The 14,959-nt window shown below is 40.8% G+C and carries 10 protein-coding genes; all 10 read left to right on the forward strand.

Translation table 11 applies throughout. The annotated features are described in order from the left end of the window. Positions 1-11: 11 nt before the first annotated feature. From AC07YT_RS15175 to AC07YT_RS15220, 10 genes are read left to right on the forward strand one after another with little or no spacing between them, the layout of a single operon-like run. On the forward strand, positions 12-446 hold the full coding sequence (locus AC07YT_RS15175) for a phage tail protein (RefSeq protein WP_086545858.1): 435 nt from the start codon (positions 12-14) through the stop codon (positions 444-446). Positions 447-451: 5 nt separating this feature from the next. Then, positions 452-910, forward strand: a complete 459-nt coding sequence (locus AC07YT_RS15180; protein ID WP_086545859.1) for a phage tail protein — start codon at positions 452-454, stop codon at positions 908-910. Between the two features lie 12 nt (positions 911-922). Next, positions 923-1,084, forward strand: a complete 162-nt coding sequence (locus AC07YT_RS15185) for a DUF5908 family protein (RefSeq protein WP_494945390.1) — start codon at positions 923-925, stop codon at positions 1,082-1,084. 2 nt (positions 1,085-1,086) lie between these two features. Further along, positions 1,087-1,806, forward strand: coding sequence for a CIS tube protein (locus tag AC07YT_RS15190; protein WP_086545860.1), 720 nt, complete (start codon positions 1,087-1,089; stop codon positions 1,804-1,806). Positions 1,807-1,812: 6 nt separating this feature from the next. Beyond that, entirely contained in the window at positions 1,813-3,540 is a 1,728-nt protein-coding gene (gene vgrG, locus AC07YT_RS15195) for a type VI secretion system tip protein VgrG (protein WP_086545861.1), read from the forward strand. A 2-nt stretch (positions 3,541-3,542) separates the two neighbouring features. After that, positions 3,543-3,821, forward strand: a complete 279-nt coding sequence (locus AC07YT_RS15200) for a PAAR domain-containing protein (protein WP_086545862.1) — start codon at positions 3,543-3,545, stop codon at positions 3,819-3,821. A 1-nt stretch (position 3,822) separates the two neighbouring features. After that, on the forward strand, positions 3,823-4,242 hold the full coding sequence (locus AC07YT_RS15205; protein ID WP_086545863.1) for a GPW/gp25 family protein: 420 nt from the start codon (positions 3,823-3,825) through the stop codon (positions 4,240-4,242). A gap of 3 nt (positions 4,243-4,245) precedes the next feature. Then, positions 4,246-7,335 carry a baseplate J/gp47 family protein gene (locus AC07YT_RS15210; protein WP_086545864.1) on the forward strand — a complete coding sequence of 1,030 codons (3,090 nt, stop codon included), beginning with the start codon at positions 4,246-4,248 and terminating at the stop codon, positions 7,333-7,335. Further along, positions 7,336-11,283 (forward strand): baseplate wedge protein, encoded by a 3,948-nt coding sequence (locus AC07YT_RS15215; protein ID WP_086545865.1) that lies wholly within the window; start codon positions 7,336-7,338, stop codon positions 11,281-11,283. Positions 11,284-11,294: 11 nt separating this feature from the next. Further along, positions 11,295-14,957, forward strand: a complete 3,663-nt coding sequence (locus AC07YT_RS15220; RefSeq protein WP_086545866.1) for a hypothetical protein — start codon at positions 11,295-11,297, stop codon at positions 14,955-14,957. The last annotated feature ends 2 nt before the right edge of the window (positions 14,958-14,959 follow it).

The following is a 14,959-nucleotide window of genomic DNA, read 5'->3' on the forward strand; positions in this document are numbered from 1 at the left end:
TTATAAAAATTATGGCAAATACTTATCCATTGCCGGTGTTTCACTTTCAGGTGGAATGGGGCGGTTCGCGAATTGGTTTTACAGAGGTTAGCGGTTTAACCGTTGAAACCCAGTCTATTGATTATCGCGAAGGAAACTCGCCAGAATACCATGTTACCAAAATGCCCGGAATGCAGCAATATACTGCCATTTCGATGAAAAGAGGCATAACAAAAGGCGATAACGAACTTTTTCAATGGTTTAATACCGTGAGTTTGAATAAAATTGAACGCAGGGATTTAACAATCAGTTTGCTTAACGAAAGTCACGAACCGGTGGTGGTTTGGAAAGTTAGGGGCGCATGGCCGTCAAAAGTAGACGGGCCAACATTAAACTCTACCGGTAACGAAGTCGCCATAGAAACGGTTGAACTGGCACACGAAGGTTTAAGTATTGAGTTTACCTAGCTGTTATGAAGATTGTAAATCCTCCTGTTGGTTTCCATTTTTTGCTCCGCATAGAAGGTTTATCTCCACAATATGATGGCCTGCCCGATATTGGTTTTACGGATGCAACGGGTTTTGAGGCAAATATTGCGACAGAAGAGTATAAAGAAGGAGGAGAAAACCGCTTTGCACATAAATTGCCAACTGCGGTAACTTACAGCAACCTTACATTAAAAAGGGGATTGTTGATTGGCTCGGCAGCAATGAAATGGTTTAAAGAATCGGTAGAGGCGTTTACATTCAACCCTAAAGATATTACCCTGATTTTGCTGAACGATGCACATGTTCCCCTGCAGGCCTGGAATTTTGTAAATGCTTATCCTGTAAAGTGGTCGGTAGAGGGTTTTAATGCACAGCAGAACGGCCTGGTAATAGAAAGTATAGAGTTTGCACACCAGTATTTTAGAAGGATCGAAATTTTTTAACCACAAGTACACATGCCAGTAGAAATTAGGGAACTGAATATTACAGCAACCGTAACCAACAATGTTGCCAGATCTGCGCCACCAAGTGCAACCGGACAAACGGCTACGGATAAGAAATTAAAGAAGGCATTGGAGGAGTTGAGATTACAGATCAAAAATAAGAATGAGAGGTAACTATGGCTTTAAGTCAACTGCATGATCGATTGGGCAATCTGGAAAAACTCGTCATAGATGTTTATTCAGATAACAATTTTTCGGGTTCACCCATCGAAACTTTTAAGGTGTTGTACAATCCCAATACTTATTTTATCGATTATAAAAACGAACTCGATCACGATGCACCGGTAAATGCTGCCGATGGGGTTGGGGAGTTTAAATCGTCGAGGGGAAAAGAGCTTAATTTAGACTTGCTTTGGGATGCCACATCTGCTTCTTATTCGGGCAGTTCAACCTTTCAGGCCGATGTACAAAATGATAAGACCGTACACAAGGTGATCGAGCATTTTATCGATAGCTGTTTCAAGATTAAGGAAGATACGCATCAGCCAAACTTTTTGAAAATACACTGGGGCGAGCTTACTTTTCAGGGTATGCTTACCGCGGTTAAAGTTACCTACACGCTGTTCGATAATAGCGGAAAACCACTTAGGGCAAAAACCGACTGCACTTTTACCAGTTATACCTCACTCACCGAACAATCGAACGAACAACGACGCAGTTCACCCGATTTAACACATTACAGAAATGTAGAGGGCAATAATCCGCTGCCTTTAATGACATACCATATTTATAAAAACGACAGGTATTATTTGGAAGTGGCTAAGGCCAACAGTCTGAATAATTTTAGAAAATTAAAACAGGGAGCGCGTATTACGTTCCCTCCAATCGAAAAATAATTTACCATGCCAGCTAATTCAGGTGCTCAGAGTTTTAGTATTAAAGTAAACGGACAGGCTTTGTCTGATGCGGTTGGTATTTTGGAAATTGTGGTTACCAACCTGGTTAATGCCATACCAAAGGCCAGGGTGGTGGTGATGGACGGGAGTGCAGCAGCCCAAAATTTTGAATTGAGCAATGGCACAGATTTTATACCCGGAGCCGAAATTGAGATTGCCGCTGGTTACAACGGCGAAAATGAAGTGATATTTTCAGGTTTAATCATTAGTCAAACCATTAAAGCCAACGAAAGTGGCAGTCAGATGGAAATAGAATGCAGGGATAAAGCCGTTAAACTTACCGCAGGACGTAAAAATAAAATCTGGGAAAACACCAGTGATGCTGATGCCATTACCGATCTGGCTGGGCAAAATGGCATTACTGCCGATATAGATGGATTAGACTTGCAGCACAAGCAATTGGTACAGTTTAATTGCAGCAATTGGGATTTTATTGTTACCCGTGCCGAATTAAATAGTGCTTTGATCATAACTGAGGCAGGAAAACTAAGCATTGCCTTGCCCGATGCGGGGCAGGAGATTACGGCTACCTATACTTATGGCTCCGAAATTTACGATTTCGAAGCCCAGATGGACGCCCGTACGCAATATCCTCAGGTGATTACCAAAAACTGGAATTATACCAGCCAGGAAGTAAAAGAAGAAACATCAACAGCAAAATCGTTGCCCCAACAGGGAAATATTTCGGGCGATGATTTGTCAGGTGTACTCGGATGGGAAGATAACAGTCTTTATCATTCGGGCAATGTTGCCGAACAGGAATCGGCCGAATGGGCAAGTGCACAACTGTTCAGGAGCAGGTTAAACAGGCTTATCGGCAATTTTAGGGTGCAGGGTGATCATAAGTTGAAACCTGGAATTATTGTGGAACTGTTGGGCATAGGTGAACGTTTTAGCGGTAAATGCTGGGTAACCGGTGTAATCCATTCCTATTCAGGCGAAGCAGCGTGGTACAGTCATGTCCAGTTCGGACTTGATAAAAACCTTCACAGCTACAGCTTCGATGATATTGTAGAAAAACCTGCTTCCGGAATCATTCCACCGGTAAATGGATTGCAGATCGGTATCGTTACCCAGCTGGAAAGTGATCCCGATGGTGAAAACCGGATCAGGGTGCGTTTGCCTACCGTTGAAAAGGAAGGTGATGGGATTTGGGCCAGATTGGCGGCCGTAGATGCCGGGAAAGACCATGGATGGGTTTGGAATCCCGAAATAGACGATGAAGTAATTGTCGGTTTCATAAACGACGATCCGAGGGATGCCGTGATTTTAGGCCGATTATATAGCAGTTCATTTCCACCACATGTAGAGGCTAAAGATGATAATTACCTGAAGGGATTATCCACGAAATCGAAACTGCAGTTATCGTTTGATGATGAAAAGAAAATCATCAAAATAGAAACACCGGGAGGTCATTCCATAAAGCTCGATGAAGACCAGAAACAAATCGCTATTCAGGATATGAATGGCAACAAAATAGAAATGGGAGAGGACGGGATCAAGATTGAAAGTATTAAAGACATTACGCTAAAAGCATCAGGCGATTTAAAAATCGATGGAACAAACATTACGACCAACGCCAATGCACAATTAAAACTAAGCGGAAGCGGAGGCACCGAATTAAGTTCGTCGGCGATTACAAAAGTGAAGGGAAGCATGGTTCAAATTAATTAAAAATGGCAAACGCAGCAAGAGTAACCGATACCACTAACCACGGTGGAACTATAATTGGCCCTGGGGTACCTACCGTTTTAATAGGTGGCATGCCTGCCAGCGTGGTTGGCGATAACCATGTTTGTGTATTGCCGCCAAATAGTCATCAGCCAACCGTAAGTCCTTTTCCGGCAGGTAGTGCAACGGTATTTATTGGTGGTTTGCCTGCGGTAAGAACCGGCGATAGCTGTATTTGTGGCGCAAGTGCCGTAGTGGGCTGCCCAACTGTAACAATAGGATAAAATGGATACTGAAAATAACTTTTTAGGCAAAGGCTGGACTTTTCCGCCAGTAATTACCAAGTATGAAGGTACCGATCGCTTTGCAACCGGCATGGTAAGCGACGTGATTGATATTAACCAGAGCCTCGAAATCCTTTTTGGTACGGCAGTGGGCGAAAGGGTAATGCAGGCCGAATATGGTTGCAATGTGGAAGATATGATTTTCGAGCCCATTAATGTTACACTGGTGACCAGGATCACCGAAAGGATAAGAAGGGCCATAATTTATTACGAGCCACGCATTAAACTCGATAAACTGGATGTTTTTAAAAATGAAGAAAACGGAATCATCAACCTGGTAATAGAATACACCGTCAGGAGTACCAATACCAGGAACAATATTGTTTACCCTTATTATTTAACCGAAGGCACAAATATTTAAGAAATGAGTACCAACTGCAATAAAAATAATGACCCAAGAAACGGAACCAACCGTTTAAACCGCTTACCCAAAGCCTTGGATACATCTTTTATTGCTATTGATGAAAGAGATAAAAAAAGCCTTTATCAGTTTTGCGATAACCTTGCAGCCTATATCAATTACTATTATTATGATGGGCTGGAGAAAAAAACCGACTGGCAAAGTGTTTTCAATATAGATGAATTAAAAAAAGATGGTACTTCCGAACCCCATCTGGCGCTTTTCGATTCTTTCCTCGAATTATATGCCATTGCTCAAAAAGACCTTAACCAGTTTACCGGCAAACATTTGGATTATTTCTTCGAAACCGTTTTGGGTTTTGAAAAAAAGGCTGCCGCCCCCGATAAAGTATACCTCATTGTAGCGCTGGCCAAACACATATCGCAATATGTTTTAAACGATAAAACGGAATTTAAGGCGGGTAAAAACAGTAAAAAACAGGAGCAATTTTATAAACTCCTGTCTGATTTTAGCTTTAGCCATGCACAGGTAGCCAGTATTAAATCTATTTTGGTTGATCAGACGGAAAAGTCAAGGATTAAGGCTTCGCCGGTTGCAAATTCGGGCGATGGCATTGGTGCAGAAGTGGTAAACCAAGATGGCAGCTGGGATACATTTGGTAACGAAACGCGGCCTCCCGCCAATATCGGTTTTGCCATCAGTTCTCCTTTATTCAGGATGGCCGAAGGAAAACGTAAAATAACCCTGTCATTTAGCTATCATGCACCTTATCTGGTAGCGCCGGTAATTAAACCCGAAAATTTTAAGGCCAGTATTACCGCAGAAAAAGGATGGACAACAGTAGAAATTACTTCGGTAACATTTCCCAATCCTGGCTTGCTCGAAATGGTACTCTTCGCCGACGAAAGCATACCTAAACTGGTCGATTATAGTCAAAAACTTCATGTAGAGGATTTCAGGACCGATTTCCCGGTATTAAAAGTGGAATTACTACCGGCACCAAACCTTTATGCCGGTTTAACCTTTGCTGCAATTGATAGCGTAGCTATTAAAACGGATGTTCAGGGCGTAAAAAACCTATTCGTACAAAACAGTTTGGGTAAGCTGGATGCCGCTAAACCCATGGAGATTTTTGGTCCGGTACCAGGTGTAGGTGCCAATTTTTATGTAGGCAGCAACGAGGTTTTTCAGCATAACCTCAGCAGCTTAAGGTTGAATTTCGAATATTTAGGTTTACCTGCCGTTACTTTTGCCACATACTACGATCTCTATGTTAATCTGGCTAACGACAGTAACGGACGTGATAAATCCACTTACGTTAAAAACAGCGATTTTAAAGCCGAAGTTTCCTTTCTTTTACACCGCAATTGGATCAATTCGACAGCGCCAGAGGTTGCACTTTTTACTGCAGCAGATGGCGATGCACCCAATGCATTGTTTTCAACAGATTTAAGTATACCAGCTGATTTTGAAGCAGATTACAACACCAAAGTAAACGATGCTTATAACCTCGAAACCGAGCGCGGTTATTTAAAACTTAAATTCACCAAAGGTACATTTGGCCAGGCTGATTATCAGCTGGTATTCAGTACAGCTGTTATAGGCAAAACCACGGTACCTAAATTGCCCAATCCACCCTATTTGCCGCTCATTCAGAATTTAACAATCGATTATAGCAGTGCAGCAACAATAGATCTTTCGGTAAGTGCTGATGTTAAATCAACTTATGATAACCGCATACACCGGTTTTATTTTATCGAACCTTTCGGCCTTGCCGAAGCGCATCCGTTTACCCATGGTGCCGTACAGTTGCTTCCTGTTAAACCTAATGAAGGTGAACTGTATATGGGTTTAAGTGATGCTATTGTACCGCAGAATTTAAGTTTGCTGTTTCAGGTAAGCGAGGGTAGTGCCAATCCTGATTTTGATAAGGCAATAATCAAATGGGCCTATCTTCAGCATAATATCTGGATAGAATTTGAAAAAATAAACATTTTAAGAGAACAAACCAACGGACTTTTAACCACGGGCATTGTTACCTTAAATATTCCTAAAACCGTAAATACTGATAATACACTCCTGGCAAATGGCCTGTTATGGATCAGGGCTGCGGTAACTGCAAATGCCGCTGCCGTATGCGATATTATTTCCATCACAACCCAGGCTGCAGAAGCCGAATTTGAAGTTTACAATGACGTGGTGCCCGAAAAAATTGCCATCGAAGCAGGCGTGATTTCAAAATTAAAAGACCCCGATAATGCAGTAAAAAAAGTAGTACAGCCCTATGGTTCTTTTGATGGAAAAGGAACCGAAAATGCCAACGATTATCATTTGCGTGTGAGCGAAATATTAAGGCATAAAAGAAGGGCCATCACCCAGTGGGATTACGAACGCCTTATTTTGGCACAATTTCCCAATGTGTATACCACCAAATGCATTAACCATACTTTTTACAACGGTAACGTGAGCAGCTACAACGCTTTGTCGCCGGGCGATGTAACCATTATTGCCGTACCTGATATAGCCATCAGCAATGCGCCAAACCCGTTAAAACCAAAGGTTTCTAAAAATACTTTGGAAATGATTAAAGCATACCTGGCCAAAACCAATTCGGCATTTGCGAGGCTGAATGTTCAGAACCCAATTTTTGAAGAAATAAAGCTGCATTTCCATGTAAAACTGAGAGACGGTTACGAAGAAAATATTTACCTCCCACAACTTAAAAACCAGATCAGGTTGCTTTTGGCCCCCTGGACAGGCAATGCTTCCATTCAAATGGAATTTGGTGGTAAAATAGAAAAATCGACCATCATCTATCAGCTGGAGAAGTTGGCTTATGTAGATTATATTACCTGTTTTAAAATGTACCTCTACCGGCCTGCAGGATTGGAAGATATCTCGTCGAAAGATTTGGAAACAGCAGAAACAGCTACAGCAGCAAGTATTTTAACTGCTTATCCCGATCACTCCATTATCAACATCAACGACATTGCCGGAATCAGCAATCCCGATTGCGATTGTGTGGATTGCAATGATAATACCATTATAGCAAAAGGTGAATTTGTTCCCGTTAACGAATGCGGTTGTAATTAAATGAGCGATTTAAAAACCATATCGAAAAACAGTCCTCAACAGGAAAGCATGCAGTTTGATAAACTGCGGGAAATGGGTATTAACCGGATACAGGCTTTGAGCCAGCAAAACTGGACTGATTATAACCTGCACGATCCGGGTATCACTACGCTTGAAGCACTGTGTTATGCCATAACCGACCTGGGTTACCGTTTAACTTTCGATATGCAGGATCTGCTGGCCAATAATCCCAATATTGACCAGGTCGATTTTCATAACTTTTTTACCGCAAGGCAGATTCTGCATAATGCGCCGGTTACCATTAAAGATTTCAGGAAACTGTTAATGGATGTGGCCGTACAGGTTGATCAGGAAACTTTGGGCATAAAAAACGCCTGGGTGATTCCTGCTGAGGATGCCGAAATGAAAATTTACGTAAACCAGGCACAACAAAAACTGGAGTATTTCCCTACCGCAACAGATGGGACAGGTTATTTTGTAAAGGGCCTGTATAATTTCCTGATCGAGTTTGATCAATCCATTATTTATGGCGATTTAAACTCCAATGCCATGGAAGGAACCTACATCATTAATAATTTTAGCAGCGATTTATGGTTGGAAGGTGTAGAAATTAATGTAACCATCCATTTTCCCCGCTGGGATGATCTTACTATAGATTTTAATAGTGATACAAACATTATCAATAACATTAAAAGTCTTAAAATCAAGGCTGAGAAACTTCCGACAGGATATGAATTGATTGATAGTAACGATCTGGATCATACGGTTACACTTGCAGGAACCAAGAAAGTGGCTGGGGTACCTGTAGCCATTACCGGTTTGAGCGAAATAGATACTGAACTGAATCATTTCATTTTTGATGCGCCAAATGGACTGTTACAAAGTTATAAACGCAAAATAGCCATCATTAAAAACATCATTAAAAAGGCAGAAGACAGGTTAAATGATAACAGACCGCTATGCGAGGATTATTTCCAAACCCGGGCTTTAAAAGTGGAAGAAATAGCAATATGCGGCGATATTGAGATCGATCCTTTTGTTGATGCTGCTACTGTTGCTGCCGAAATCTATTTTCAGCTGGCGCAGTTTCTTTCTCCGGATGTATATTTTTACAGTTTACCTGATATGAAAAATAAAGGCAAAACTACTGAAGAAATTTTCGACGGACCTGCTTTAACACATGGTTTTATCGATGATGACGAGTTAAATGCTTCTGAACAGCAATGTACCATCCATGTAAGTGATCTGATCAGGATTATTATGGATGTTAAAATTGATGGTAAACAGGTGGTGCAATCCGTTAGTGGTTTGCAGCTGGCTAATTTCCCTGAAGATAATGGCAGTAATGATATTACCCAAAAAAGTGTAAAATGGTGCCTTTCATTAGCCATCGATAAATTTTATGTGCCAAGGTTATCAACCGAGCTTTCCAATTTGTCGTTTTTCAAACACAAACTTCCTTTTGCTTTCGATCAGCATGAAATGGAAGCCAGATACAGGGGACTTTTCGCAACCGCAAGAAAACGTTACCCCGAAAATCCAATTCTGGATAGGGCTTTGCCCATCGGGAACTGGCGTGAAATAACTGATTACACCTCTGTACAGGAAGATTTTCCTTTAATATATGGTGTAGGCAGTGAAGGTATTCCTAATTTACCAACTGTAGATGATGAAAGAAACCTGCGATTGGCACAGGCCAAGCAGTTTAAAGGTTTCCTTTCTTTTTTCGATCAGTTATTGTACAATTACCTGCAGCAGATAAACGGTTTAAAAGCCTTGTTTAGCCTAAACCAGGAACTTGATGAATTTGGTCAGCCTTTGCTGAATAAAACTTACTTCAGTGAGTCTTTAATAAAAACAGCCGTGCATGCCGATATCGTGCCCCATGCTACAGATCAAAAGATTTTCGTAAATGATTACGCAACCAGGCTACAGGGCATTACCGAAAGTAAAAGCGTTTACGAAAAGCGTAAAAACCGGTTTCTCGATCATCTTTTGGCGCGTTTTTGTGAACAGTTTAGCGATTATGCACTCATTGCTTATACCAACGAGGGACAAAAAGCAGGGGCGGAACTGATTAAAGATAAACTTTCATTTTTAAATGCCTATCCCGAAATCAGCAGTAATCGCGGGAAGGCTTTTAATTACAAAAATGAACTGAACTGGTTTTATCAAAATGTTTCAGGTTACGAAAAACGTGTGGGTATGCTCCTTGGGATTGATGCTAAAAAAACTGATGATTTACATTTTTCTAATGCTTTCAGGATCCTGCCTGTAAGCAATAAATGGAGCATCGATACCAAAGTATCTACAAAAATCCTTTTCGAAGGCATCAATAGTTTTAATGATCAGTTATTGGCAAAAGCCGCAATGGAAGAACTGATCAGTGCTGCCGTACACATCAATAATTATAAGATAATCGCAGGAACTGCTGCGGGCAAATTCCAGGTTTTGCTTTATGCCGATTTAATTGAACAAAAAGTTATCGCAAAAAGTAAAAATACCGCATTAACTAAAGCCGATAGCAATACGTTAATTAATAGTCATAGTGATCTATGTACTAAAGAATTATGTGGTAATATTTTAAGCAATCGTAAAAATTTAGCTGCGCCCATATTTAATTATTTCGAGGTTACTTCTCACACCGTAGATGGCACTACAACGCCGCCATTGCATACGATTAAATATGAACTGTTCGATTTGCCAACAGAAGATGCAGGTAGAAAAGTAATCATCACCGGAGAGGTTGAAGGCCCGGAAGTAAAAGGTGCTGATGCTGCGGAAACCACCAGTAATACCATTGCAAATTTACTTTGGAAATTTATCCGTTTCGCTTCAGATGAAGATTATTATCGTTTTGTGCCCGAAAATGTAACAGTGTACGATCCAAATTACCATTTCGAAATATTCGATATTTACGGCGAAACATTGGGCAAACATAAAGGCAAGAATTATAACCATCAGCTGGCTGAAATTATTGAAGACAGCACAGCCTCTCCAGTAGTTAATATTGTTGATTCTCTATCCAATAATGGCACTTATACCGTGAAAAATACGGTGGCCCTTGGGCCAAATATTAAAGTAGAAATTAATGAAACACTACCAAATAATTATCCTGATGGTAAATTAAGCTTCAGCGAAACATTTAACGCTTATATATTCGAAAATGGCCGCAAGCTTACTGTTACCGGCAGCGATTTAACCAACAGGCTGCGCATAGGTGATAAAATGAATTTCATTATACCTTCAGCAGAGAGAACTGAATTCGAAATATTGAACATCAGTTTTGCCAATAATAAGACCACTATTATTTCGGATATCCTGCTCGATTTTGTGGTAGCGCCAAAATTGAGCTACACCAAATTGTTCGAAATCAAAAATGTAACGCCTAAAACCATTATCATCAGGGCCGGTATGGAAAAATTGGCCAGACTGGATATGGTGAATTTCTTTAACAGGATATTTATCGATCGTGAAGGACTACATTTGATCGAACATCTACTCTTAAGACCTAAAAAACGTGATTTTGATACTTTATTGGATATCCACACGGATGTAGATTGTGTGCAATGCAAAATTGCCGATACCTACAGTTTCGTGATGACCGCGGTATTACCTTATTGGCCAAACCGTTTCAGGGAACGGAATTTCAGAACATTTATTGAAAAAACGCTGAGAGAAGAATGCCCGGCACATGTAGTACTCAATGTATGCTGGGTAAACCCCTTACAGATGAACCAGTTCGAAACAGCCTATAAAAACTGGCTGATCCAGATCAATACAAGCAGTCCAGGAGACGCAGAAAGGGTAAAAGCGCTGAAAAACTTTATAGAAGCAATTCAGGGTTTAAGAAGCGTTTATCCATCCGGCAAACTGCATAGCTGTAACGAAAACGAAGTGCAGAAAAATCCATTAATCCTAAATCAAACTAACATTGGTATTTTTTAACTAATCTAGCTATGGAACTCATTAATAAAACAACGGTTTTTGAAGAAAATCAGGTACTAACAGCAGGTCAGCTGAATAATACACAGCAGTTTTTGTTTCAGGAAAGCAGGTTAACCAGGATTAGATTGATCGGCAGGGGGATCGTTTGTGGTCTACATGCAAGCTACGGCGAAAATACCGTACACATTTCAAAAGGGCTCGGCGTAACTTCATGGGGTTTTCTCATTTCACTTGGCGATTGCGATTTAACACACTATAAACCTTATACCTTACCCGATGGCTTAGATTATAAATATTTTAATAATGCCCCGCTTTTAGAATTGGTTACCGCAGAAAATGCGGCTGCCATGGGAGCCGGCCCAATTACTGGTGCATTGGTTTTGAGCGATTATGTAGTGGTTTTATTTTTGGAATCGGCAGCCCGCGACCTTAAAAGCTGTTTGGGCAAAAGCTGCGATGACCTTGGTAAAGAAAATACCTTTACTATCCGCAAATTGCTGATCAAAAGAACCGATCTGATCAATATCAATACCTCAAATAAAAATAAAGGCGGCGCTATGTATCCTGCTCTGTATGAGTTGGAAACGATCGATTATCCAAGGGCTTTAATTACACCAATTGCTGCAGCTAATTACCCTGCTTTGGTTAATACTTATCTAAGTCCGGTTGCGGCAATACTAGAGAAGCTCACCAAACAACTGGCGATTATTTATAGTGAACTGCCGGCACTGACTCGCCATTTTCCCAATTACGATTTTGATAGCATACGCGCCACATGGGAGGCAAAACTGATCGAACTTTCTGCGCAGTACCTAAGCGGTAAGGCTTATGGATTTCAATACGTGTACGATGCCTTTGAAGATATTATAAAATCGTACGAAGAGTTGCGCTGCATCGCCATGCACCTCAACAGTGTTTGTTTGCCCGATGAAGATGCTTTCCCTATGCATTTAATGTTGGGTAGCGATACCTGTCCGCCATCTGTTTTTCGTCAGGAGTTTGAATACTCGCCGTTATTTAACGAATATAAAGACTGGAGCAAAAAACTGGTTACGGTTTTCGGAAGAACCCTGAACATGTTAACAGGTTTTTACGATAGCCAGAACGAAAAAAACGACCGCGGTATTTTGGCTACCCCGAGTAAAGAAAAGTGGCAAAATATAGGCAAAAGGGCTTTGCCGATTTACTTCGACCGCGGTATTGCCGATTTTGAAACTTACTGGAACGAATCTTTATGCCATGGCTGCGATAATGGCAAACCGCTCAGCTACCATTATCAACTGCCCTTAAATTTACAGACTTACGGTAAAAGCAAACTGGAGGCACCATTGCTTTACAATTTTTCTGACACCACATTTTTTAGGATGGAAGGTCACCTGGCCATTGAAGAAGATGTGGCAGTAAAACAGTATGAAAGACTACAGCGTAACCTGAACCTTCCTTTTAAGGTACGTTCCATCTTTATGGGCGAGGGAGGAACAACAAAAAACATTTGCCGTTATCCCGATCTCGATTCGCAGTACCTGGTGTGGCGGAACGTAATGCTGTATTATCTCAATAACCTGATCAAATACAGTACCCTGGCCGAAAAAATGATCGCAAGGTTTGATGATGTAAAAGATGCGGCAAAAGATGCCGTTGTTGGTGTAAATACCAAAAAAGAAACCCGTTTTAATGCAAAAGCTGGCGGAAACGAAACTTTTAACGATACAAACGGCCAGACAGAAAAAACATCTACTTTCGGCAACATCAACAATGTTTTTATTAAAGCCGGCATGGTTAACGAACGGATAAACCAAGCCAATTATTCCAGAATAAATAACAGTAAAGGAAGACTGGAAGAAACGCCCAATGACCTGCAGCGTGATGCGTTGAATATGGTTGCCCAGTTTAACGATAACATTGAAGAACTGATTGCCACCCTCACCCTGGAATTTTCCGACTTTGACGAAAACCGTTTCAAATCGGTGTATACAGGTTTAATTTCGCTTTATGTGAAGGGAATGAAACTCATGGTCAAAATCATTAATAACGAGGGCAATGTAGAACTGATGGCTTATCTCATGGCGGCAACCATTGTGCACAGGGCGCTAAATGTATTTATGATCAGGCCTTATATCAATATTGGTACTTTAACCGATATCAGGTCGCAGCGGAACAAAAGCCTCGGTACAAATATTTCGTTTTATGATTATATCAGAAGGGCGGGTGCGGTAGAACATTTGGCCGGTGTAAATAAGGGCAATACGCTGTTATTGCTCTACCATACAGGTCGTGAAATCGAATACCAAACTATTGGCAAAGCACCAGTGGCCGTGCCAGTTACGCATAAAGAGACTGAAATAGCAGAAATCACGAAGGCTGAAAAAACGGTGAAGGCAAATTATGAAACCCGGTCCGCTGAAATAAAAACACGCATAGAGGAACATGAAAACGAACTTGGCCAGGTTAAAATCCAGTATAAAGAAGCTTTAGCAGGTAGGATCGAAGAAATTAATAAGCGTAAAGTGTTTACAGCTGATGAAATCAAGAAAGAAGAATTAGCCATAAAAAGCGAGCTTGAAAATAAAATAAGAAGTTTAAAATCTACAGGCGAAGATGCTGTTAAAACTGAAGCACTCGAAAAAGAATACAAAGAAAGAATAGTCTTATTAAGGAAAAATACCGAAGCCGACAAAACAAAAGAGCTGAAGGAACTTACCGGGACTATGGAATCAGAGCTGGCAGAAAAACTTAAAGTCAGCGAAGAAGTGATCGAAAAGGCCAGAAAAGAAGAGGCCGAGGCTTTAAAAGAATACGAAGGTCATTTAAAAGTGCTTACAGAAAAACGTAAAGCTGTAGAAAAAGGCAGAGAAAAAGAGCTTGAAGAAATCATTGTTACGGGAAAGCGAAAAAGAGGAGATTATTTAAGCAAGTTCGAAGCCAGTTTTAACGAACAGTATGATAAACTGGTAGAAGAAATAGGTAGGGAAGGATTGCCAAACATTGCCGATAACGTGATTGCCGATTTTACACTTTACGAAGATGATGGCTGTTGCGAATGCGATGCAAAAGATTACCGCAATAAAGAACTTACACCTTTGGTAGCGCCCATTTCGCGTTTTGTGGTCTATACTCCAAGCAGAATTAATACCGCTAAAATACAGGTACTCAATAATCTTTACCATCCCGGCGATTATAAGGTTATTGTTAAAAACGGGCCCAATTTGGGATCGGTAAAATTTGAGGAAGAAGTTTATGAACCTAAACCAAACCTGAATAAACAGATTTTGGTATATACCCTCGACCCGGAAAAGGTTGCAAAAGATAGCCGTGCCAGAAGATCGGTAGTTGCTGTAGATGAATTGGAGTATGCCGTTATCGAAAGCGAAACCGGTAATGAGGTAGGTACAGCCTTGATTACTTTCTTTATTGGCGTTGGACGTATTGGTCAGGATACTTACGAATTAAGTGGTAACGTGGCTTATGCTAAACAGTTTAAAATTACAATCACAGATGCTGCTGGCGCACCGATACAGCAGGGTGAGTTTACAGGAAACAAATACAGTTTTAATTTAAATCCAGGCAAATACCATATTGTAATGGAAGGAATTGCACCTCAGGGAAGACAAGAAAGAGATACTGAAATTGTTGACGAAGATGTTGTTGAAAATTTTGATTTAGGAAAAAAATAATG

The organism is Pedobacter sp. GW460-11-11-14-TSB4 (genome assembly GCF_059423705.1).

Bases quoted from the DNA above. Each gene is read 5' to 3' on its own strand.
- AC07YT_RS15185 (WP_494945390.1), top strand. From the start codon at position 923: ATGCCAGTAGAAATTAGGGAACTGAATATTACAGCAACCGTAACCAAC.
- AC07YT_RS15220 (WP_086545866.1), top strand. From the start codon at position 11,295: ATGGAACTCATTAATAAAACAACGGTTTTTGAAGAAAATCAGGTACTA.
- AC07YT_RS15205 (WP_086545863.1), top strand. From the start codon at position 3,823: ATGGATACTGAAAATAACTTTTTAGGCAAAGGCTGGACTTTTCCGCCA.
- vgrG (WP_086545861.1), top strand. From the start codon at position 1,813: ATGCCAGCTAATTCAGGTGCTCAGAGTTTTAGTATTAAAGTAAACGGA.
- AC07YT_RS15175 (WP_086545858.1), top strand. From the start codon at position 12: ATGGCAAATACTTATCCATTGCCGGTGTTTCACTTTCAGGTGGAATGG.
- AC07YT_RS15190 (WP_086545860.1), top strand. From the start codon at position 1,087: ATGGCTTTAAGTCAACTGCATGATCGATTGGGCAATCTGGAAAAACTC.
- AC07YT_RS15200 (WP_086545862.1), top strand. From the start codon at position 3,543: ATGGCAAACGCAGCAAGAGTAACCGATACCACTAACCACGGTGGAACT.
- AC07YT_RS15210 (WP_086545864.1), top strand. From the start codon at position 4,246: ATGAGTACCAACTGCAATAAAAATAATGACCCAAGAAACGGAACCAAC.
- AC07YT_RS15180 (WP_086545859.1), top strand. From the start codon at position 452: ATGAAGATTGTAAATCCTCCTGTTGGTTTCCATTTTTTGCTCCGCATA.
- AC07YT_RS15215 (WP_086545865.1), top strand. From the start codon at position 7,336: ATGAGCGATTTAAAAACCATATCGAAAAACAGTCCTCAACAGGAAAGC.